Source organism: Hyalangium ruber, from assembly GCF_034259325.1.
In the GTDB taxonomy this organism is placed as follows: domain Bacteria; phylum Myxococcota; class Myxococcia; order Myxococcales; family Myxococcaceae; genus Hyalangium_A; species Hyalangium_A rubrum.
The window spans coordinates 66,183-87,579 of the sequence record NZ_JAXIVS010000016.1 but is presented as its reverse complement, the minus strand read 5'-3'; the positions used below and the strand labels follow the sequence as shown (position 1 = coordinate 87,579).

Annotated in this window: 15 protein-coding genes and 2 pseudogenes; 8 read left to right on the top strand and 9 right to left on the bottom strand. The window is 67.5% G+C overall.

The genetic code is table 11. The features are described from left to right. The first annotated feature begins 51 nt into the window (after positions 1–51). Positions 52–2,103, top strand: coding sequence for a M13 family metallopeptidase (locus SYV04_RS35755; protein ID WP_321550510.1), 2,052 nt, complete (start codon positions 52–54; stop codon positions 2,101–2,103). Between the two features lie 10 nt (positions 2,104–2,113). On the opposite strand, the gene SYV04_RS35750 is transcribed toward SYV04_RS35755, so the two are convergent. From SYV04_RS35750 to SYV04_RS35725, 6 genes are read right to left on the bottom strand one after another with little or no spacing between them, the layout of a single operon-like run. Beyond that, the gene (locus tag SYV04_RS35750) at positions 2,114–3,055 is read right to left on the bottom strand and encodes a serine/threonine-protein kinase (RefSeq protein WP_321550509.1); all 942 of its coding nucleotides are present in this window, start codon (positions 3,053–3,055) and stop codon (positions 2,114–2,116) included. Between the two features lie 54 nt (positions 3,056–3,109). Continuing rightward, the gene (locus SYV04_RS35745; RefSeq protein ID WP_321550508.1) at positions 3,110–4,645 is read right to left on the bottom strand and encodes a methyl-accepting chemotaxis protein; all 1,536 of its coding nucleotides are present in this window, start codon (positions 4,643–4,645) and stop codon (positions 3,110–3,112) included. A gap of 57 nt (positions 4,646–4,702) precedes the next feature. Next, positions 4,703–4,948: a hypothetical protein gene (locus SYV04_RS35740; RefSeq protein WP_321550507.1), complete on the bottom strand. Its 246-nt coding sequence runs from the start codon at positions 4,946–4,948 to the stop codon at positions 4,703–4,705. Continuing rightward, positions 4,945–5,439 carry a DUF3106 domain-containing protein gene (locus SYV04_RS35735; RefSeq protein ID WP_321550506.1) on the bottom strand — a complete coding sequence of 165 codons (495 nt, stop codon included), beginning with the start codon at positions 5,437–5,439 and terminating at the stop codon, positions 4,945–4,947. The genes SYV04_RS35740 and SYV04_RS35735 overlap by 4 nt, the downstream gene beginning before the upstream one ends. Next, entirely contained in the window at positions 5,439–5,906 is a 468-nt protein-coding gene (locus SYV04_RS35730) for an anti-sigma factor family protein (protein ID WP_321550505.1), read from the bottom strand. The genes SYV04_RS35735 and SYV04_RS35730 overlap by 1 nt, the downstream gene beginning before the upstream one ends. Then, positions 5,903–6,511, bottom strand: coding sequence for an RNA polymerase sigma factor (locus tag SYV04_RS35725; protein ID WP_321550504.1), 609 nt, complete (start codon positions 6,509–6,511; stop codon positions 5,903–5,905). The genes SYV04_RS35730 and SYV04_RS35725 overlap by 4 nt, the downstream gene beginning before the upstream one ends. A 146-nt stretch (positions 6,512–6,657) precedes the next feature. Here SYV04_RS35725 and SYV04_RS35720 point away from each other — a divergent pair, with 146 nt between their 5' ends. The 5 genes from SYV04_RS35720 (at position 6,658) to SYV04_RS35700 (ending at position 14,020) form a co-directional block, all read left to right on the top strand. Then, on the top strand, positions 6,658–7,437 hold the full coding sequence (locus tag SYV04_RS35720) for a hypothetical protein (RefSeq protein ID WP_321550503.1): 780 nt from the start codon (positions 6,658–6,660) through the stop codon (positions 7,435–7,437). A gap of 133 nt (positions 7,438–7,570) precedes the next feature. Then, positions 7,571–8,659 carry a recombinase RecA gene (gene recA, locus SYV04_RS35715; RefSeq protein ID WP_321550502.1) on the top strand — a complete coding sequence of 363 codons (1,089 nt, stop codon included), beginning with the start codon at positions 7,571–7,573 and terminating at the stop codon, positions 8,657–8,659. Positions 8,660–8,825: 166 nt separating this feature from the next. Then, positions 8,826–11,009, top strand: a complete 2,184-nt coding sequence (locus tag SYV04_RS35710; RefSeq protein ID WP_321550501.1) for an alkaline phosphatase D family protein — start codon at positions 8,826–8,828, stop codon at positions 11,007–11,009. A gap of 54 nt (positions 11,010–11,063) precedes the next feature. Further along, positions 11,064–11,600 carry a GNAT family N-acetyltransferase gene (locus tag SYV04_RS35705; RefSeq protein ID WP_321550500.1) on the top strand — a complete coding sequence of 179 codons (537 nt, stop codon included), beginning with the start codon at positions 11,064–11,066 and terminating at the stop codon, positions 11,598–11,600. An 83-nt stretch (positions 11,601–11,683) separates the two neighbouring features. Next, on the top strand, positions 11,684–14,020 hold the full coding sequence (locus tag SYV04_RS35700; RefSeq protein ID WP_321550499.1) for a Tex family protein: 2,337 nt from the start codon (positions 11,684–11,686) through the stop codon (positions 14,018–14,020). Between the two features lie 317 nt (positions 14,021–14,337). Here the strand turns inward: SYV04_RS35700 and SYV04_RS35695 are convergent. Beyond that, a pseudogene (locus SYV04_RS35695) lies at positions 14,338–14,535 on the bottom strand (IS701 family transposase); the annotation flags it as partial. 307 nt (positions 14,536–14,842) lie between these two features. After that, positions 14,843–14,968, bottom strand: a pseudogene (locus SYV04_RS35690) (IS5/IS1182 family transposase); the annotation flags it as partial. Between the two features lie 203 nt (positions 14,969–15,171). Here SYV04_RS35690 and SYV04_RS35685 point away from each other — a divergent pair. Both SYV04_RS35685 and SYV04_RS35680 read left to right on the top strand, forming a co-directional pair. Then, entirely contained in the window at positions 15,172–17,412 is a 2,241-nt protein-coding gene (locus tag SYV04_RS35685) for an RCC1 domain-containing protein (RefSeq protein ID WP_422724004.1), read from the top strand. 312 nt (positions 17,413–17,724) lie between these two features. Further along, positions 17,725–19,290 carry a serine/threonine-protein kinase gene (locus tag SYV04_RS35680; RefSeq protein ID WP_321550497.1) on the top strand — a complete coding sequence of 522 codons (1,566 nt, stop codon included), beginning with the start codon at positions 17,725–17,727 and terminating at the stop codon, positions 19,288–19,290. Between the two features lie 34 nt (positions 19,291–19,324). On the opposite strand, the gene SYV04_RS35675 is transcribed toward SYV04_RS35680, so the two are convergent. Beyond that, positions 19,325–21,397 carry a CHAT domain-containing protein gene (locus SYV04_RS35675; RefSeq protein ID WP_321550496.1) on the bottom strand — a complete coding sequence of 691 codons (2,073 nt, stop codon included), beginning with the start codon at positions 21,395–21,397 and terminating at the stop codon, positions 19,325–19,327.

The following is a 21,397-nucleotide window of genomic DNA, read 5'->3' as shown; positions in this document are numbered from 1 at the left end:
TGCCTTCCTCAGGTAGAAGTCCCGCGGACCTGTCTCCCAAGGACTTCCCTCATGAGAATTGGCACGGCCTGGCTCGCCCTTGCCCTGTGTTCCTCCACGGCGCTCGCGCAACCGAGCGCCGCGACGACTCCGACCGCGCAGCCGGTGAAGCAGCGCGGGGTGTTCATCGAGGACATCAACCGCAAGGCTGATCCCTGCAACGACTTCTTCGACTACGCCAACGGGGCGTGGCGGACGAACAACCCCATCCCCGACTCCATGGTGCGCTGGAGCCGCCGCTGGCAGTCCGGGGAGCTCGCCAAGGAGCAGCTCCGGGGCATCCTCGACGAGGTGTCGCAGCGCAAGGACTGGCCCAAGGCCAGCGTCGAGCAGCTCATCAGCGACTACTACGGCGCGTGCATGGATGAGGCGCGCGTCGAGGCCCAGGGCGTCAAGCCGCTGCAGCCGCTCCTGAAGAAGATCGACGCGCTCAAGGACATCGCGGGCCTCCAGCGGATGCTCAGCGAGCTGCATGCCCAGCGCATCCCCGTGCCGTTCGGGATCGCCGCCGAGTCCGACTTCGCGACGCCCACGAACGTGATCGCCCACATCTTCTCCAACGGCATCGGGCTGCCGGATCGCGACTACTACTTCAAGACGGAGCCCCGCTTCGCCGACGCGCGCGAGAAGTACCGCGCGCACATCGCGACGATGTTCAAGCTCGCGGGCTCCAGCGAGAAGGCCGCCAAGCAGGCCGCAGAGGTCGTCTTCAAGATGGAGACGGCGTTCGCCGAGGACTCGCTCGACATCGTCGGCCTGCGCAACCCCGCGAACCTCGACCACAAGACGACCTTCGCCGGGCTCAAGAAGATGGCGCCCGCCTTCGATTGGGCCGGGTACTTCCGCAACGCGAAGATCGCCGAGGCGGATCTCAACGTCTTCGAGCCGAAGTTCCTGGCGGAGTTCGATCGGCAGATCAAGGAGACGCCGCTGGCGAGCTGGAAGACGTACCTCAAGTGGCACGTGGTGCGCTCTGCGGCGCCGTTCCTGTCCAAGGCGCTGGCCGAGGAGAGCTTCAACTTCAACGACAAGTACCTGGGCGGCGCCAAGGAGATGAAGCCGCGCTGGAAGCGCTGCGTGGAGTCCACCGATGACCTGCTCGGCGAGGCGCTCGGGCGCAAGTACGCCGAGAAGTACTTCCCCCCCGCGGCCAAGGCGCGCATGCAGGGGATGGTCACCAACCTGCTGGCGGGGATGAAGGACTCGGTCGAGGGGCTCGCCTGGATGGGGCCGGAGACGAAGAAGCAGGCCCTCGAGAAGCTCTCCACGTTCAACCCGAAGATCGGCTACCCGGACAAGTGGAAGGACTACAGCCAGGTTCCCGTCTCGCGCGATCAGTTCTGGCAGAACGTGGTGGCGGGCCGCACGTTCGATGTGGTCGATGACCGATCGACGCTCAACAAGCCCGTCGATCGCGACCGGTGGGGGATGACGCCGCCCACCTCCAACGCCTACTACAACCCGCTGCTCAACGAGATCGTCTTCCCGGCCGGCATCCTCCAGCCGCCCGCCTTCAGCATGGAGGCCACCGATGCCGTCAACTACGGCGCCATCGGCGTCGTCATCGGGCACGAGATCAGCCACGGGTTCGATGACCAGGGCGCCAAGTTCGACGCCCAGGGGCGGTTGAAGAACTGGTGGACGGAGCAGGACCTCAAGCGCTTCGAGGAGCGCGGCCAGTGCGTGGTGGACCAGTTCGAGGGCTACTTCATCGAGCCGGGCATCCACCACAACGGCAAGCTGGTGCTCGGGGAGAGCATTGGCGACCTGGCCGGCGCGAAGATCGCGTACGTGGCGCTGCAGAAGGCGATGAAGCAGCAGCCGGTGCCCACCGTGGATGGCTTCACGCCCGAGCAGCAGTTCTTCATCGCCTGGGGGCAGTTCCGCGGCGATGCCATCCGTCCCGAGACACAGCGCCTGATGGTGCAGTCCGACCCGCACCCCACCGGGAAGTACCGGGTCATCGGCCCGCTGTCGAACATGCCCGAATTCCAGCGCACGTTCGGATGCAAGGAAGGCGCGCCCATGGTGCGGCCGGCCGCCAAGCGCTGCGAGGTCTGGTGAGGCGCCAGGCCTACAGCCCGGCGTAGCTCAGCGTCTTCAGCAGCCAGGCCTGTACGTGCTGGCGCGTGGGGAGCAGGCCCGAGTCCAGGGCCCAGGTGAAGAGCGCCCCGGCGAACTCGCCCGACGTTCGGTAGCGGGTCGCCGTGTCCGGCGCGAGCGCCCTTCGCAGCACCTGGGCCAGGGGCTTGTCCACCGTGTCCGGCAGGCTCAGCCGCGCCGCGCGCAGGGCCGCCATCGCCGCCTGCTCATCCGGCTCCTCCGGGCGGAGGAAGGGGTGGGTGCCCACCACCAGCTCGTGCAGCACGATGCCCATCGCGAACAGGTCGGTGGCGGGCAGGGGCGGCTCGCCACGCGTCTGCTCGGGCGAGAGGTAGTGCAGCTTGCCCGCGGTGATGCCGTCCTGCGGGCCGATGTCCGCCCCGCGTGCCTTCGCCACCCCGAAGTCCCCGAGCTTCACCTCTCCATCGCCCGAGAAGAAGATGTTGGTGGGGTTCACGTCCCCATGCACCAGCTCCAGCGGTCGACCGCTGCGCGTGCGCACCTGGTGGAAGTAGGAGAGCGCTCGGAGCACCTCGATACAGACGTACACGGCGATGCCCACCGGGAAGCGCCGCTTCAACGTCCCGTGGGCCTGCATCAGCCGCCGCAGGTCTCCTCCCACGAGGAACTCCATGGCGATGAAGGGCCGCCCGAAGGCCTGTCCCGTCTCCAGCAGGCGCACCAGGTTCGGGTGGTCCAGCAGCCCCATCAGGTCCGCCTCGTCGGCGAACGCCTCGGGCGGCACGTCCTTGCGCATCAGCTTGAGGGCCACCGGGAACTGCTCGCCCCGGGCATCCAGCGCGTCCGCCCGGAAGACCTCCGCCATCCCGCCCTCGCCCAGCCGCGAGCGCACCAGGTAGCGGCCATACCGCCGCGAGGGCACCTCCACGGGCTTGTTCTGTCCGGGCTCCACGCTGCTCAGTCTAAGCCATCCCAGGACAAGTTGTTGGCATCCTGGTAGCGGTGCTCAAACCCGGTAGTCCTTCAGCACCCGTGTCACGTGCGCCGACAGCCGCTCGAGCGCCGCCACCTTGTCCTGCGTCACCGTGAGGTGCGCCACGCTGGCGTCCATCAGCGTGTTCAGCTCGCTCATGGCCGAGAAGATCTGCTCGATGCCGTAGGTCTGCTGGTTCACCGTCTGCGCGATGTGCCGCACCGATGCCGAGCTGTCCCGGACGATGGTCGACAGCGCCCGCATGTTGTCCCCGGACTTGCGCGTCTGCGCGAGCCCGCTCTCCATGCGCTGCGTGCCCTGCTCGATGATGCGCACCGTGGCCGCGATGGCGTCGCTGATGTCCGTGAGCAGCTCGCGCACCTGCGACGTCGCCCGGATGGACTGGTCCGCCAGGCCGCGAATCTCCCGCGCCACCACGCCGAAGCCCTTGCCATGCTCGCCGCTGCGCACCGACTCGATGGCCGCGTTGACCGCCAGCATGTTCGACTGGTCCGCCAACCCCTTCACCGTCTGGGTAATCCCGCCGATCTGCTGGGTGCGCGTGTTCAGCGAGGCGATCTGCGTGGCGATCTGCTGCACCTCCGCGCGCAGCTCCATCAGCCCCTCGATGCTCTGCGCGATGGCCGCCTCGCCCGTCTGTCCCAGCGTGTCCGCCCGCTCCGCCACCTGGAGCACCGACTCCGCCGTCTGCGAGGCCAGCAGGGAGGTCTCTCGGATCTCCCTGGCCACGCCCTGCGTCTCCCGCAGGGCGTTGACGTGCCGGTTGGCCGCCTGGCTCTGGGCCTCGGCGGACGTGTTGAGCGTGCGCACCGCGTCGGCCAGCAGCGCCGAGGAGGACTGCAATTGGTGCAGCACGTCCTTGAGCCGCCCCACCATCGACGCGAACGCGCTGGAGAGCTGGCCCACCTCGTCCCCCGAGTCCACCCGCACCTGCTCCCGCAGGTCGCCGTGCTCGGCGATGCGCCGGGCCGCCTCCGTCAGCCGCACCAGGGGAGAGACGATGCGCCGGCTCAGCAGCGCGTTGGTGAGGCTGAAGGCCAGCACGCTCAAGGAGATGACCAGGCCGAACTTCAACGAGATGGACCGATACCCCGTGCGCGCCACCGAGAGGTTGAAGCCCATGTGGAGCGTGCCGCCCGAGCCGCCTCTGATGGAGGCTGGGACGTTGAAGACGTCTCGCCCCTCCAACTGGAGGGCCCGGGCCTCCTGGCTCCTGCCCAGGAGCTTCTGGGAGTCCGCCATCCGCGGAGCCAGGGCGCCGGCGCTGGCGATGAGCTCTCCGGAGGGATCGACGATGAGGATGTAGGCGGGCTGGAGGGAGGTGACCACCTCGTCGAGGGCCCGCTGGAGCGCGGCCTGCTGACGGGTGGAGGCCAGCTCGGCCAGGGTCGAGGCCAGGCTTGCGGCCGTCTTCTGTCCTTGGATGCGGGCTTGGGACTCCAAGGCCCACTCCACCTCCGGAAGGAGGTAACCGAAGGAGAGCGCGACGAGCAGCACTGCCGTGCCCAGGGTCGTCAGGCCGAGCTTGCGTGAGAGGGAGAGTCGCATCCGGGGCCGCCATTGTGGCCGGTCAGCGCGCGGGGGCGCAATCTGTCCGCTTCGGCCTCACTCCTCCCGGGACAACTCCAGCAGCAGCTCGAAGTCCTCCGCCTCGTCCAGGCTCTCGAGCAGCTCCAGGTTCTCCACCACCTCCTGGTCCTCCGCGGACAGCTCGGGCTTGTCCGCCCCCTGTGCCGGCGCGGGCTCGGGGGCACGGGTGGGAGGAGGGGGGGCAGGGGGCTTCTGTTCTCCCGCCAGGGCCGCGCCCGCATACAGGCTGGTGGCCAGCCAGAGGGCCAGAACGCGCCTCACGGGCGCCGCCTCTCGCGCATGCGCTCACGCAGCTGCTGGCGCTGCTCGGGCGACAGCTGCCGCCAGCGGCGCATGTTCTCCATCATCTGCTCGCGCCGCTCCGGGTGCGCGCGCATGTACTCCCGCATCCGCTTGCGCAGCTCCGCCCGGCGCTCCGGATCCAGCTTGCGGAACTCACCGAAGCGCTCGCGCATCAGCTTCCGCTCCTCCGGAGTCAGTCGCTGGAACTCGCGCAGGTTGCCCTTGAGCCGCTCACGCTCCTCGGGCGGCAGGCGCTTGTAGCGCTCCAGGTTGCCGCGGATGCGCTCCCGCTCCTCCTTGGGCATCGCCTTGAACTCGCGCAGCTTCGCGCGCAGCGCCTCCTTCTGCTCGGGCGACAGCTTCTCGAAGCGCTCGGCGGCTGTCCGCTGCTTGTCCGTCTCCTGCGCCTGGCCCGGCGTCCCCGCCAGCAGCGCCACCACCACGGCGATGATTGCCCCCGTGCGCTTCATCACTGCACCTCCAGCTCGTGGAGGTTCTCGACGACCTCCAGGTCCTCGAAGCTGTCCAGGCCCACGACGTCGTAGTCCTCCATCAGCTCCATGTTCGCCGCCAGCTCCAGCGTCCCCGCGTCCGGCACGTCCACGCCCTGCGTGTCGCGGCTGGCGTAGACCACCAGCGCCAGCGCCGCCGCCAGCCCCAGCGAGGGCACCAGCACCGGCGGACGCAGGAGCGCCAGCAGCCGCTCCTTCAATGGAGGTGGCAGCGCGTCCACCTTCGCCAGCACCGCCCTCCGGGTGTTCGTCGAGAGCACCGGCTCGGGCAGCTCCGCCATGCGGGCCACGGTGGTCCGCAGCAGCGCCTCCGTGCGCTGGCACTCCGCGCACGTGCCCAGGTGTACCTGGAGCTCCTCCCGACGCGCCGCGGGCAGCTCGCCGTCGATATAGGCGGTCAGGTCTTCCTCGAACGTGCAGCTCATGCCCTGCTCCTCGCGGGCGCCGTGCCCGCCTGCAATTCCTCGATCTTCCGCGCCACCGCCAGCGTCGCCCGGTGGATGAGGCTCTTGACCGCCGCCTCGCTCGCCTCCAGCGCCTCCGCGATGTCCCGGTACGCCATGCCCTCGAAGCGGCACATGGTGAAGGCCGCTCGCTCCCGCTCGCTCATGCCCTTCAGCGCCTCGCCCACGGCCCGCTCCAGCTCCCGCCCCGCCACCGCCGCATCCGGCTGCTCTCCCTCGGGCCCCGCCACGTCCACTCCCTGCGCGTCCTCTTCCGTGGGGGCCGTGCTCGTGTGGGTCACCCGGTATTCCCCCCGGCGCACCTCATTGAGGCAGTGGTTGGTCGCCACCCGGAACAGGAACGTCTTGAACTGCGCCGTGGGCTTGTAGGCCTTCGCGTTCCGGAACAGCTTCACGAAGATGTCCTGCGTCAGCTCCTCCGCCCGCGCCGTGTCCCCCACGAAGCGCAGGGCGAAGCGCGCCACGCTCGCGTGGTAGCGGTCGAAGAGCAGGGCGAACGCCTTGCGGTCGCCTGCCGCCACCCTCTGCATCAATTGTGCGTCCGAATCCGCGTCCACGTCGGGCATCAACCCTGTTGGATTGGAAAAGTTGCGGGGCCTGTGCGCTTTGAACCCCAGCACCACTCCTGGGTACAGTTTTCAGCGTGGCGACCGCCTCCAGCACACGTCCTCCCACTATGGGTGAGGGTTCCAGCGAGCTCTCGGGCGAGGGTGTGCGCGACGCGCTCCCAGCGGAGGTGCCCGCGTGGGCGCCCTCCGTTGAGGTGAACCCGCCCGAAGAGGAGCTCCCCTACATCGCCATGGAGCCAGGGGAGATGACGCTCTTCCCGAGCTCCGAGGCGCTCCCCGGCGAGAAGACGCCGCCGCCGGGCACGCCGCTGCCGGTGCTGCTGCTGATAGCGCAGGCCCAGGCCGCCACCGGCGAGGAGCGGCAGGCGCTGGCCTACCGCATCAACCGGCTGTTGGAGCAAATGGTGCTCGAGGGGGGCTCACGGCATCTGGCCGACTGGTTCCACCACCTCATCGAGAGCGACAGGCTGGAGGGGCTCGTGGATGGAGGCGGCTTCGCCTGCCACGAGACGGCCATTCAGGGCCTGCTGACCATGGGCTTTCCCTACGCGCTGGAGGTCCGCCCCGAGGACCTGGCGCGCGTGCGGCTCAAGGCGGGCCGCCGAGCTCGGGGCTCCAGCATCAAGCCCTTGGCGGCGACGGTGGCGGCAGGAGGGTGCCTGCTGCAGCTCGTATTGGACCTGGCACGTCACGGCGCGATGCCCAGTGCGGGGCTCACGCTGGAGGTAGGGGCGGTGTGTGCGGCGCTGGTGGCCGTGCTCCGGGGCAAGCCGGGCAGCCCCATGCGCCAGATGGGGCTGGCGGTGATGGTGGTGGCGGGCCTGCTCTCCGTATTCCTAGGAAGTCTGCCGGGTTACGCTGGCCTGGTGTCCGGCCTGGCCGCTCTGGGGGCCGCTGCCCTGTTCGCTAACCACGAGAGCTGAACTGTTCTTCTCGAGCCCCGTGTCAGAGGGGTGGACTATACGCAACCCGTCGCGTAGTAATACGAACCGCGTTCTGAACGCGGGTTCAGGTGGGCCGGGGTGGTCCACCGCATACGACTGGAGGAGTAGAGAGATGGCCGTGAATCAGGAGAAGGAAAAGGCGATCGAGTTGGCGATGTCCGCTGTCGAGCGCCAGTTCGGCAAGGGCTCCATCATGCGGCTCGGCAACGAAGAGCCGCTGATGCGAGACATCCAGGCCATTTCGACGGGCTCGATCTCGCTCGATATCGCGCTGGGCGTGGGCGGTGTTCCCAAGGGGCGCATCGTCGAGATCTTCGGGCCGGAGTCCTCCGGTAAGACGACGCTGTGCCTTCACATCGTCGCCGAGGCGCAGAAGCGCGGAGGCATCTGCGGTTACATCGACGCGGAGCACGCCCTGGACGTGGGCTACGCCCGCAAGCTGGGCGTGCGCACCGATGACCTGCTGCTGAGCCAGCCGGACACCGGTGAGCAGGGCCTGGAGATCGCCGAGATGCTGGTGCGCTCCGGCGCCATCGACGTGCTGGTGGTGGACTCGGTGGCGGCGCTGGTGCCGAAGGCCGAGCTCGAGGGCGAGATGGGTGATGCGCACATGGGCGTGCAGGCGCGACTGATGAGCCAGGCGCTGCGCAAGCTCACGGGCACCATCGCCAAGAGCCAGACGTGCGTCATCTTCATCAACCAGATCCGCATGAAGATCGGCGTGATGTTCGGCAACCCCGAGACGACCACGGGTGGTAACGCGCTGAAGTTCTACGCCTCGCAGCGTCTGGACATTCGCCGCGTGGGCGCCATCAAGAATGGCGACAACGTGGTGGGCAGCCGCACCCGCGTGAAGGTGGTGAAGAACAAGGTGGCGCCTCCCTTCAAGGAGGTGGAGTTCGACATCATGTACGGCACCGGCATCTCCCGAGAGGGAGACCTCATCGACCTGGCCTCCAACGAGGGCATCGTCGAGAAGAGCGGCAGCTGGTTCGCCTTCAAGGGCGAGCGCATCGGTCAGGGCCGGGAGAACGCGAAGGACTACCTGCGCGAGCACCCGGACACCTACAAGGAGATCGAAGTGCGCGTGCTGGAGAAGTACGGCGTGAACAAGGTGCCGGGGGCGGCCGCCGCGGCTCCCGCCGAGGCCGAGGCTCCCGCCGAGGGCGAGAAGCGCCCGCGCGTGAAGGCCGTGAAGTAGTTCCTTCACCGGGTGTCGAAGCTCCAGGGGCTGTCCGCCGAGAGGTGGGCAGCCCCTTTCGTTTCAGGCGCGGTGCGTCAAAGCGGTTGTTTGCCTGGAGGACAAAGAAGCGCCATAGACTCCGCGCCCGCCGGAGGCCCACCGGCCCGGCCCAACGGAGGGATGCTTGTCCAACAAACTGCACCGCCGCACCATCCTGCAGTCGATCGTCGCCGTCGCGGCGACGACTGCCTTCGGATGCAGCGACGAAGAGACGACCGTCACACAGGCAGAGGCCAGTCGCAGGTTCTTCCCGCAGTCGGTTGCCTCGGGAGAGCCTCGCGCTGAGAGCGTGGTGCTGTGGACGCGTGCGCTGGACTCCGAGCACGACCATGGCGCGGGGGACTCGACGCTGTCGCTCGAGGTGTCCACCTCGGAGAGCTTCGGCACCCTGGTGCTGAAGCAGGATGGGCTCAAGGCGCTGGCCGACAACGACCACGCCATCAAGGTGAAGGTGACGAACCTTCAGGCGCGGACCACCTACTACTACCGCTTCGTCTTCGAGCACGACGGCGAGCGCTTCACCTCGCCAGTGGGCCGCACCCGCACCGCGCCCGCGGCCGGGGATGACGTGCCGGTGAAGTTCGTGTTCGCCAGCTGCCAGGACTACGTGGGCCGCTACTACAACGCCTGGAGCCGGCTGCTGCAGCTCGAGGACGATGACGTGGAGTTCATCGTCTTCCTCGGCGACTACATCTACGAGACGACGGGTGACCCGGCCTTCCAGTCCACCAACACCCTGCGCGGGGTCAGCTTCTCCAAGCCGGACGAGGCCATCCTCCAGAAGAACGGCATCTTCACGTACCGGGCCGCCTCCTCGCTCTCCAACTACCGCGACATCTACAAGAACCTGCGCATGGACCCGGTGATGCAGAAGGTCCACGAGCGCTACCCGTTCATCGTCATGTGGGACGACCACGAGTACTCGGACGACTGCTGGGGCTCGGTCGCCACGTACCAGGACGGGCGCAAGGACGAGAAGAACGACGAGCGGCGCAAGAACGCCGAGCGGGCCTTCTTCGAGTACGTCCCCATCGAGGCGAACCCCAACGGAGCTGGCGAGGGCGCCATCGACGTGAACGCCGAGCCGACGTACCCCAACACGCACATCTACCGGGACTTCGAGTTCGGCAAGAACCTGCGGCTCATCGTCACCGACTACCGCACCTACCGGCCCGACCACCTCATCGCCGAGGACGCCTACCCGGGCGGGGTGGTGATGACCAAGGAGGCGCTGGCGGGGACGATCGCGGCGCTGCCCTTCTCTCCGGAGCAGAAGGCGCAGATCTCGGCGCAGTTCGCCAATGACCTGTTCGCCTACGTCAACATCGACGATTCGGCGTACGCGAACCACAAGGCCGTGCTGCGGGCCGCCTACCTGGACCAGGCCACCAAGGCTGGGCTGACCCCGGAGGAGGCGACCGCCAAGGCGAACACCTGGGTCCAGGGCAACATGGCCCTGGCCTACGTCAACCAGGTGCTGGCCGCCGCGGGCCAGTCGGCGCTGAACATTTCCCCGGGGGGCAAGGACCGGGGCATGGCCTACCTGCACATGGGCAAGCTGGGCCTGTTCGACATCCGGGGCACGCGCTACATCGTGGTGAAGGACACCTACGATCTGTACGCGGCCTACCGCTACGCCAACCCCGCCGCGCCGAAGGCCAGCGAGAACGCGCTGGGCGATGCGCAGGAGGCCTGGTTCAAGGGCAAGGTGGCGAGCGCCAACACCTGGAAGATCATCGTCAGCTCCGTGTCGATGACGGCGCTGGTGTGGGACCTGCGCGGGAAGACGGACATCCCGGACGCCACGCTGCGCCAGCGCTTCTACTTCAACGCGGACCAGTGGGACGGGTTCCCGACGAAGAAGCAGGAGCTGCTGGGCTTCCTGCGGCAGACCAACGTGAGCAACGCGCTGTTCATCTCCGGCGACATCCACGCCTCGTACGCGTCGGTGGAGAGCGGCATCCCCGCGCTGACGGCTCCGGCCATCTCCTCCGGCTCGGTGAAGGAGCTGGCGGGCAACGCCGTGCTGGCGGCGGGCTACGCGCAGGGCAGCCCGCTCTTCGGCTACGTCGTCGCCCAGATGGACGAGACGCTCAAGGCGGGTAACCCGGGTCTCGTCTACTCTAACTCCGATGCCCACGGCTTCGTGATGCTGGAGGTGAACGGGACGGAGGCGCTGGCCACCTACCACCTCATCCCCAGCACCGAGGTGAGCAAGGACTACTCGCTCCGGGCCGCCTCGGAGCTGGAGGCGAAGTCCTCCAGCCAGAAGCTGCGCGTCCAGAACGGCGCCATCACCCTCGCCTAGCGGCGCGGGGAGCAGTTCCTGCTCGGGAGGCGCAGGCGGTACGCTGCGCCTCCCATGAGTACCCCTGAAGTAAGGCTCGTTGCCGCGTTGCCCGAGCATGTGGAGGCGTGGAGCGCCATCCGCGCCGGTGCCACCTCGCAGCGCCTCGTCTCCATGGATGAGGACAGCCCCGAAGTCCTGCTCAAGCGCCTGCGCGAGGCGAGCAGCGATGTGAGCGACCCGCGCGCCACGAGCTTCCGGTGGATGGTGGAGGCCGATGGCCGCATCGCCGGCACCGTGTCCGCGCGAGAGCTGTCCCGGACGCAGGGGCGGGTGGAGGTGGGCTACATGCTCGCCGAGGAGTTCATCGGCCGTGGCATTGGCTCCCGCGCCGTGGCGATGATGCTCGAGCGCCTGTTCACCATTCCCGTGCTCCAGCGCATCTGGCTGTGTACCACCGTGGAGAACCTCGCCTCGCAGGCCGTGGCGCGCAAGCTGGGCTTCCGCCTGGAGGGCGTGCTGCGCGAGCACTGCGTCGTCCAGGGGCGGAGGCTGGACCAGCAGATCTGGGGCCTGCTGCGGACGGAGTGGGAAGCGCGCTCTTCGCACTGAGCGTGCAATCCGTGAATCGTGGCAGCGCCGCGCCGTGGCGGAAACGGGCGGCGTGAGCGGCGGGTTGATAGGGTATCGCCGCCATGCACGCCTACGCCGTCGAGCTGTCCAAGGAGCTGGGCCTCAGGCCCGAGCAGGTGGACAAGACCCTCGCGCTTCATGAAGAGGGCGCCACCGTCCCGTTCATCGCCCGCTACCGCAAGGAGGCCACCGGCGGCCTCGACGAGGTGCAGATCCAAGCCATCCTCGATCGTGCCGGGGAGCGCGCGGAGCTGGACTCGCGGCGCGACACCATCCTGCGCACCATCGAGGGGCAGGGGAAGCTGACGCCGGAGCTGGCCCAGGCGCTCCAGCGTGCCCGGACGCGCGCGGAGCTGGAGGACCTGTACCTGCCCTACAAGCCCAAGCGCCGCACCCGGGCCGCCATCGCTCGGGAGCGAGGGCTGGAGCCGCTCGCGGACCTCCTCTGGAAGCAGGAGGGCAAGCGTGGCGAGGACGTGGCCGCGCGCGTGCGGCCCTATGTGGACGCGGAGAAGGGCGTGCCCGATGTGGACGCGGCGCTGGCGGGCGCGCGGGACATCTGCGCCGAGCGCGTCTCCGAGGACGCGGCGCTGCGCCGCGAGGCGCGCGAGCTGTGCGTGCGCAAGGGGCGCCTGCACTCGGCCGTCGTCTCCGCCAAGAAGAACGAGACCACCAAGTTCGAGGCCTACTACTCCCACGAAGAGCCGCTCGCCCAGGCACCCTCGCACCGCGTGCTGGCGCTGATGCGCGGCGAGGCCGAGGAGGTGCTTCGGGTGAAGCTCGCCTTCCCGGATGACGAGGTGAAGGGACAGCTCAGCTCCCGCGTGGTGAACAAGCCGCAGGCCCTGTTCGCCTCGGAGCTGCGCGCGGCGACGGAGGACGCCTGGGAGCGACTGATGGGGCCCTCGCTCGAGTCGGAGCTGCGCGCGGAGCTGAAGGAGCGCGCGGACCGGCAGGCCATTGGCGTGTTCGGCGAGAACCTGCGCCACCTGCTGCTGTCCCCGCCCGCGGGTACCCGGGCCGTGGTGGCGCTGGACCCGGGGCTTCGCACCGGCGTGAAGATGGTGATGCTGGATGCCACCGGGACCGTGGTGGAGACGGCCACGCTCTATACCGAGCGCTCTCCGGATGAGCGGGCCCGTGCCGCACGGCAGCTCGCCACCGTGGTGCAGAAGCACAAGCCGGAGCTGATCGCCGTGGGCAACGGCACCGGCAGCCGCGAGGCCGAGGGGTTCGTGCGCGAGGTGCTCCAGGGGCTGGGGACGAAGGTTCCCGTCGTCTCCGTGAGCGAGCAGGGCGCCTCCATCTACTCGGCCTCCGAGGTGGCGCGCGAGGAGTTCCCCGAGCTGGATGTGTCGCTGCGTGGCGCGGTGTCCATCGGGCGCCGGCTGCAGGATCCGCTGGCGGAGTTGGTGAAGATCGACCCCAAGAGCATCGGCGTGGGGCAGTACCAGCACGATGTGGACCAGGGGATGCTGAAGAAGAAGCTGGGCGAGGTGGTGGACTCGTGCGTGAACGCGGTGGGCGTGGATGTGAACACCGCCTCGCCGCAACTGCTGGAGCATGTGTCCGGCGTGGGGCCCACGCTGGCCAAGAAGCTGGTGGCCTACCGCAGCCAGAAGGGCGCGTTCACCACGCGGCGCGAGCTGCTCAAGGTGGGCGGGCTGGGGCCGAAGACGTTCGAGCAGGCCGCGGGCTTCCTGCGTGTGCGGGGCCGCGAGCCGCTGGATTCGAGCGCCGTCCACCCCGAGCGCTACGCCGTCGTGGAGCGCATGGCGAAGGACCTGGGCGTGGAGGTGAGCGCGCTGGTGGGCAACGCCACGCTGGTGCGGAAGATCGATCCGAAGCGCTACCTGGGGCCGGACCTGGGAGAGCTGACGCTTCAGGACATCCTCTCCGAGTTGGAGAAGCCCAGCCGGGACCCTCGCGGGGACTTCTCCGCTCCCGCGATGCGGGAGGACCTGAAGACGCTGGAGGATGTGAAGGAGGGCATGGTGCTTCAGGGCGTGGTGACCAACGTCACCGCGTTCGGCGCCTTCGTGGATGTGGGCGTGCATCAGGACGGGCTCGTCCACGTGTCCCAGCTCTCCACGCGCTTCGTGAAGGACCCTTCGGAGGTGGTGAAGGTGGGCGATCGGCTCACGGTGAAGGTCCTCACCGTGGACCTGGCGCGAAAGCGGCTGGCGCTCTCGGTGCGCGCGGCGCAGGAGGGTGGGACGCCTCAACCGTCGTCGGGTCGGCCACCGAGCGGTGGAGGCGCGGGCCGGGTGACAGCAGCCGCCTCGGGAGGCAAGGGCGCACCGCCTTCAGCACGGCCTGCTGGGGGCAAGCCGCCGGAGAAGACGGAGAAGAAGGGGCCCGAGCCTTTCAACAACCCGTTCCGCAACCTCAAGAGCTGAGCGGATGTCTCGACGCGAGCAGCCGCGGCTGGGAGTGCTCGCATCGCCCCTGGAGTCACCCGGCTCGGCTTCCTGAGCTCCTGTTCGGAAATGTCGGGGGTTTTGGTTTGAACACCTTCCGCAGGGTTGCTGAAGGTGCTGAGGGATTGCCACCGGTGCCAGGAGGGGAGTGCGCTCCGAACTGGGGGCCTGCCCGGGATGGCTCTGGGCAAACCTGTCAGACATCAGACAGGTTGGGCGGCAGCGTCGCTGGGGGCGAGGTCTTCACTCACTGACCTGAATGGGATTGAGCACGAAAAGTCCCGACATTTCCGAACAGCCGTGGCGAACAGTCGGTAGTACGCCGAGAAATGCTTGGCGCTACCCTTGCCCAGCGCAACGAATACCCCCGTCAGGTTGTGCCGTCCGGCGAACAGCCAGCCCTGCACCACTGTCACCAGCGAAGTGAGCGTCGGCATCGTCATGCTGGCACCCAAGCAGGCGACGAGTTGGAGAAAGCTTTCCGGCAGTTTCATGGCGGCCTCCCCTTGGCAAAAGGGGCACGTCGCCCCTCGGGCTAGGGCTCCTGCCTCCTGAATTATGAAGTCCTACTGCCTCGCGCTGGACGGCCCTCTGCATTGGGCTGTCTCCGCCCAACTCAGGGAGCGCCACCGCGCTGGGCTCCAACGCGCAGCAACCGCATGCTCCTCTACCCGCTCAAATCTGAGAAACTCGAATTAAGAGCGTATTTCAAACTTAAGGGGACGGCCGCCAGTAGCAAATGAGCGAGCACGTCAGCAGCAGCAGCAGCGCTCGGTGAGGTGGCACCGTCTTCTCGAATCAGATGCGGAGCCTGCGGAACTGGTGTAGCCAGGACAGGCTCCGCTCGATGGGCCAACGCGTCTTGCCCAACCTGCAACCATGAGCCGGCCGCCGCCTAGCAATCATGGGTCGAATTTTCTTTTCTTTATTGCTCTGCTAGACGACAAGGGGATTTCTGTCCTGGACGATGCTGCTGCCAATGCCGCTCGAATCTTGTATTCCAGATGGATTGACTGCCAGTCAGTCGACCTCTCTGCTAAGATTATCAGGTGTTCTGTTCATTGCGTGCCCGTGACACTATGGTTCTCGACACATTCGTGTTCACTAAATGCGCACTCAGGGGGTATCGAATGCATAGCAAGGCAACGAGATGGATGACGATGGTGTTGGGAGTATGGTTTGGGATTTGGCCGCTAGTCGGTTGTGAGCAGCCTATAAGGGCGCCAGAAGAGCAAGTGTCGCTCTTCTCTGCTTTATGGGGGGGGCAAGCACAAGCACGCATCGCATCGGGGGGGTATCATTCTCTGGTAGTGCGTCCAGATGGCACCGTGTGGGCGGCGGGCTATAACAGTTACGGCCAACTGGGCAATGGTACCAAAGAAAGCGACCGCTTTGTCCCTGCACAGGTGACGGGGCTGAGTGGGGCGATAGCAGTGGCTGCGGGCTTCGCCCACTCGATAGCCGTGCGCTTTGACGGCACCGTTTGGACTTGGGGCGACAACTCAGACGGCCAACTGGGTGATGGGACTACGACAGACCGCATCGTTCCTGTGCAGGTGCCTGAGCTGGCGGGGGTGGTGGCTGTTGCGGCGGGTCCCCTTTACTCGTTAGCAGTGCGCTTCGACGGCACGGTTTGGGCTTGGGGCGACAACTCAGACGGCCAACTGGGCGATGGAACAACAACAACTCATACAGTCCCCGCGCAGGTGCCAGGATTGAGCGGAGTGATGGGAGTGGCTGCGGGCGCCCGACACTCGCTGGCATTGCGCTCTGACGGCACGGTTTGGGCTTGGGGCGACAACTCAGACGGCCAACTGGGCGATGGGACTACGACGGACCGCATCGCACCCGTGCAGGTGCCAGGATTGAGCGGAGTGGTCTCAGTGGCAGGGGGGAGCCGGCACTCGCTGGCATTGCGCTCTGATGGCACGGTGTGGGCTTGGGGCGAAAATTATTGGGGCCAGTTGGGGGATGGGACGATGACAGACCGCAACGTTCCCGTGCAGGTTCCAGGGCTGAGCGGGGTAGTGGTTGTGGCCGCAAGCACCTCATATTCGTTGGCATTGCGCTCTGACGGCACAGTGCGGGCTTGGGGCAACATCTCAAACGGCCAGTTGGGGGATAGTACGACGTCCCATCTCGCGCCGGTGCAGGTGCCGGGGCTAGGCGGGGTGGTGGCGGTGACCTCAGGCGGGTGGCACGCGCTCGCAGTCCGTTCCGACGGCACGTTGTGGGCCTGGGGGGCCGACACCCACGGCCAATTGGGAACTGGTACCCCGTATCGCCCTATCGCGCCCTTGCAGGTGCTTGGGCTGAGCGGCGCACGGAGCGTGGCTGCGGGCCAAGACCACTCGCTGGCCGTGCTTTTCGACGGTACGGTCCGGGCTTGGGGAGCCAATTTCGCCGGCCAACTGGGAGATGGCTCTACGCATCGCCGCACCTCGCCCGTGTTGGTGCAAGGAATAAGTGGGATCGTCACTGCGGATGGAGGCGACGACCACTCGCTGGCCGTGCGCTTCGATGGCACGGTGTGGGCCTGGGGCGGTAACAACGCCGGACAATTGGGGGATGGGACGATGACTTACCGTTTTGTCCCAGTGCAGGTGCCAGGGCTGAGCGGTGTGGTAGCCGTGTCGGCGGGTAACTACCACTCGCTGGCCGTGCGCTTCGATGGCACGGTGTGGGCTTGGGGTGGCAACTTTGCTGGCCAGCTAGGGGATGGTACCACTGCTACTCGTACCGCACCCGTGCAAGTGCCAGGGCTGAGTGGTGTGGTGGCCGTCTCGGCGGGAGCTATCCACTCGCTGGCCATGCGCTTTGACGGCACTGTGTGGGCCTGGGGCAACAACGCTGCTGGTCAGCTAGGGGATGGCACCACTGTTGATCGCACCACGCCTGTGCAGGTACCGGGGCTGAGCGGTGTGGTGGCCGTATCGGCGGGTGAATACCACTCGCTGGCTACACGCTCCGACGGCACGGTGTGGGCTTGGGGCGACAACAGCTACTTCTTGCTAGGAGATGGCACCACAGCTGACCGCACCTCGCCCGTGCAAGTGCCAGGGCTGAGTGGTGTGGTGGCCGTGTCGGCGGGTATCTACCACTCGGTGGCAACGCGCTCCGACGGCTCTGCTCAGTCTTGGGGTTGCAACTTCGGTGGCCAGATGGGGTATGATAACATGAAACTATGCGCGGGGCCCATGCAAGTGCCAGAGATAAGCGGCTTTCGGGGCCTGGCTGTGGGCTGGTCCCACTCATTGGCTGTGCGCTCAGATGGTACTGTATGGGCTTGGGGCTCCAACTCAGACGGCCAGATTGGCAATGATGGGTCTACCCAATACACAAACACACCTATTCTCTCTCTGCTGTATTGAGAGGAATACCCAACGTAGAGCCTGCCTGTCGCCCCAAAGTACTACAGTGGGACTTTGGCTTGAGGGGCTCTGCGTCGGTAGTGACAGAGTTTGGCGATGGCCTGATGGCGGCGCCGCCAGCGGCTCCAGTGCAGGCCGAACAGTCACTTCCTCGTGGCAATGCCGAAGCTCCTTCATGCGTTGCACGGCTGGCGCACGCTTCAGGCCGCACGAGGTGTTCTCCCCCCCGGGGTAGGCGAGCGATAGAGGACCTGTAGCATTCGGCGTACGCGTCCTCGCGCTGCCGACCTGGAATGAGGAGGGAGGCACCCCATGCGTGGCAGGGAGCCGTCCCAGTTGATGGCCGGAACGCGGATGGGTGATTGGCGAGTGCTGGCGCTTCACGAGTCGGGAACCTTCGGCGTGGTGTACCTGGCGGTCCGTGTGGGTGAGGAGGCGGCTGGGCCGTGCGCGCTGAAACTGGCGCGGAGCCGGGCAGATGCACGGTTGGCGAGGGAGGTGGAGTTGCTGGCTCGGGTGCATCACCCCCATGTGCCCAGGCTGCGGGGACACGGCGACTGGCACGGTTTTCCGTATGTCGTGATGGAGTGGGTGGCGGGGGTGGACCTGTACCGATGGGCCCGGTTGGGTAATCCGTCCCGGCAGCAGGTAACGCGGTTGCTGGCGAAGCTGGCCGGAGCGCTGAGTGCGGTCCACGAGGTGGGCGGGCAGCACCGCGACATGAAGGGCGCCAACGTGCTGGTGCGCCTCGCGGACGGCGAGCCGATGCTGATGGACTTCGGCGCGGGCACGTGGACGGGAGCCGCTCCGCTGACAGTGGGCGGTCCGCCGGGCACTCCGCTGTACTACAGCCCCGAGCGGCTGCGCGCTCACCTGAGCCTGCTGCCGCCGGACGCTCCCAGTGGTGCTGGGCCAGCGGATGATGTGTATGGCCTGGGTGTCACTGCCTTCAGGCTGCTGACGGACCGCTACCCTTTCTTGGACTTGGACGAGGCTGAGCGGACGCAGGCGCGCCTGCGAGGCCTCCTTCCTCTCGCGCCGCATGAGCTGAACCCAGGCGTGCCGCAGGAACTGAGCGCGCTGGTGCTGCGGATGATGGCTCCCCGGCCCGAAGAGCGCCCTTCTGCGCATGAGGTGGCGCGGTCTCTGGAAGCCATGGTGCAGGCTCCCGAGGAGACCTGGGAGGACCTGCTCTTTGCCTGGGAGACGGAGTCCACCCTCCAGATGCCGGGACGGCGCCACCAGTCCCGTGTGGCGTATGAGTTGCTGTTGGCGGAAGCACGCGTGGGGGAGGTCGCGCGGCAGGTGGCTGCTGAAGTCGAGCGCGCCCATGCCGAGCAGCGAACACCCATCCCACTGGAGGCTGAGCAGCCGCCCCCGCGGCAGACTTCCACGCCCGAGAGACGCGAGGCTCCTGTGCAGCTCCCTATAGAGCACAAGCCTGGGGCCACGCCGCCGCGCCGTGCCTGGGCTCGGCTGTCATGGCTCGCGGTGGCGGGTTGCGCCCTCCTGGCCGTTCATGCGTGGTGGCCTGAGCACCGGACTTCTTTCGGTGAGTTCGCCGAGGAGGGCCAGCAAACGCAAGACGACGGTAAAGAGGACGGGGGCGCCGTGGGGCTCGGTGACGCCACGCTCTCGACTCCCGCGAGCGTGGCCGCACACGAGCGGGCGCGGCGCGACATCGCCCTCGAACTGCCGAAGAAGCCTCTTCCAGGTCAGCGCCGGCCTCCCTGCAAGAAGCCCACGGTCGAGATTCATGGTGGGTGCTGGGGCCCGATAGATGAGGCCCCACCGTGCGGAGACCAGGCCTACGCGTGGAAGGACAGGTGCTACTGGCCATTCATGGGGCCCCAGCCACCCGCTACCTCGGATCCATAGGAGGTCGGTTCATCAAGGAGCGGGGGCTCCAGGCTTACGCCGTGCGCTCGCCATGTACCCATGGCGGCGCTTCCTCGACACGGAGCCTTCCCCTGCGGCGGTGCTGGTGTCCGTAGGCGAGTCGCACGGAAGACTGCGGGTCGAGGCTGAGCTGCGACAGCTCAGCCGTCGGGCGAACCGGAGCTGGGACATGGCTCTCCACATGCGGGCGATGCAAGCGCATGGACAGGCCACTTCGTCCAAGCTCCAGAGGCTCGTACGCCTGCGCTTGCAGCAGCCCACCTTGCCACTCCGGTGAGGCGTGGAGGGAGGGAACCGGGGCTGGCAGCTCCACCCGAGGGTGGCTGTTCAGAGGGCTCGGGGCGATGGAGCGCAGGGGCTCAGCTCGACCCAATGCAATGAAGGGGGCCCAGTCCTGCGGATGGGGGTGCGTCTTCCGCAAGGTGAGCATGGCCTCTCGCAGTGCCGTGCCCCGGCCTCGGCCCTCCAGCAGGTTGCGGTAGTAGAACTTCATGAGCACGCTCGTGGTGTCGTCGTTGATCTGCCACAGGCTCGAGACCACCGTCTCCGCGCCCGCCGTGAGAAACGCGCGGCTCAGGCCGTAGGCGCCCTGGCCGAGCTCCACGGCGCCGAGAGCCGTCTCGCAGGCGGAGAGCACGACGAGCTCCGTGCCCCACAGGTTGAGGCTGGCCAACTCGAGCGCGCTGACCATGTCACTGCCCGCACCGTCAGGGTTCGAGAAGAGCAACCCGGAGCGGAGCTGCGGATGGGATGGGAGCTGCGCTTCGATGCCGCCACTGAAGAAGCCGACCTGGCCGACCGCACGGGAACCTTGAGAGGGCGCGGCGCTCTCGCGGAAGAAGCCATGCGTGGCGATGTGGAGGATACCGGGCGCGCTCAACTGATGCAGGCGCTCCAGGGTCGCGTTGCGGTCGAGGAAGAGCTGGGTCTGGGGAAGCAGCCGCTGGATGGCCAGCGCTTCCGCGCGGGAGCCGGGAAGCGGCGCCCAAGGACGCTCCACCTTGGGGTCCGCGAGGGCGACGACAGCACGGGAGGGGGCGACGGGCTGGACGCGGGGCAGCAAGTCCCTGCCCGAGGTGCGGTTGCTGAAGTCGAAGGACTCGATCAGCTCCTTGTGGCCATCGTGAAGCGCGTAGAACGGGATGCGCCAGAGCTGACCGTCTGGAGCGATGTTGACGTGGTGGATGTTGCCCAGGAGCGGCCGCAGCGGCTGGAACACTCGCGAGTAGAGCGTCCGCGCCGGGGCCTGGTACGCGACGTCTCGGTCGGAGATGGCACTGGTCAGATCCGTGATGGCCGCGTCGATGGGCGCCGAAGGCCCCAGGTCGACCGTGTGGATACGGCCATTGGGGAAGAGCAGCAGGGCCAGGTAGCGAGGCTGCCCGGAGCCAGAAGCGCCAGGGATGAGCGGACGGTCCTCGTAGGCGACGAACTCGATGAGGGCCGCGTCCCGGGGCAGGGAGGCCGCGACACGGTCGACCATCTCGGCGGGAGCGGGAAGGGCGGTGCGCGCACGCAGGGGGGCCGAGCGCCTGGCGAGCATGGCTTCGAGGTCGTCAATCCGGGCGGTCAGGCGCCCTCGGTACTCCGCGGTGGGACGCTGGCCAATGTTTCGGAGCTTCAGCCTGGCGAGCTGGGTACGCAGGGCGCGCAGTTGGTCGAAGCTCTCGCGGTCCCCAGCCTCGGCGCCCAGGTGGACGCTGCGCGAGGTGTGGGAGAGTTCCTCGATGGCGCGGCCCTTGCGCAGCAGTACGACGGTCAGCGCCAGGTGCTGCAAACGAGCGTCATTCGGATGCGCCCGGAGCAGGGCATAGAGGCGCTCTTCCTCGGGGCGGAGCGCTTGCAGGAGGCGCATCAGGCGGTCCTCGGAGAGGTCGAGCACCTCCTCGCGCAGGGACTCCTCCGAGAGGGTGAAGGCACGCAGGAAGAGCGGTACGGCCTCTTCCAAGCGGCGCTGGGCCACGAGCGTCCAGGCCTGCTCACGGAGCGTCTGGGCCTGTGTGGCTTTCGTCAGCTCCTTGCCAGCCGCCACATTCGCCGTACTGCACAGGGCGGCCACCATCATCCATCCGAGTGCGCGCCGCAT

Bases quoted from the DNA above. Each gene is read 5' to 3' on its own strand.
- SYV04_RS35685 (WP_422724004.1), top strand. From the start codon at position 15,172: ATGCATAGCAAGGCAACGAGATGGATGACGATGGTGTTGGGAGTATGG.
- SYV04_RS35705 (WP_321550500.1), top strand. From the start codon at position 11,064: ATGAGTACCCCTGAAGTAAGGCTCGTTGCCGCGTTGCCCGAGCATGTG.
- SYV04_RS35745 (WP_321550508.1), bottom strand. From the start codon at position 4,645: ATGCGACTCTCCCTCTCACGCAAGCTCGGCCTGACGACCCTGGGCACG.
- SYV04_RS35700 (WP_321550499.1), top strand. From the start codon at position 11,684: ATGCACGCCTACGCCGTCGAGCTGTCCAAGGAGCTGGGCCTCAGGCCC.
- SYV04_RS35735 (WP_321550506.1), bottom strand. From the start codon at position 5,439: ATGAAGCGCACGGGGGCAATCATCGCCGTGGTGGTGGCGCTGCTGGCG.
- recA (WP_321550502.1), top strand. From the start codon at position 7,571: ATGGCCGTGAATCAGGAGAAGGAAAAGGCGATCGAGTTGGCGATGTCC.
- SYV04_RS35730 (WP_321550505.1), bottom strand. From the start codon at position 5,906: ATGAGCTGCACGTTCGAGGAAGACCTGACCGCCTATATCGACGGCGAG.
- SYV04_RS35675 (WP_321550496.1), bottom strand. From the start codon at position 21,397: ATGCGGCGCGCACTCGGATGGATGATGGTGGCCGCCCTGTGCAGTACG.
- SYV04_RS35725 (WP_321550504.1), bottom strand. From the start codon at position 6,511: ATGCCCGACGTGGACGCGGATTCGGACGCACAATTGATGCAGAGGGTG.
- SYV04_RS35755 (WP_321550510.1), top strand. From the start codon at position 52: ATGAGAATTGGCACGGCCTGGCTCGCCCTTGCCCTGTGTTCCTCCACG.
- SYV04_RS35680 (WP_321550497.1), top strand. From the start codon at position 17,725: ATGCGTGGCAGGGAGCCGTCCCAGTTGATGGCCGGAACGCGGATGGGT.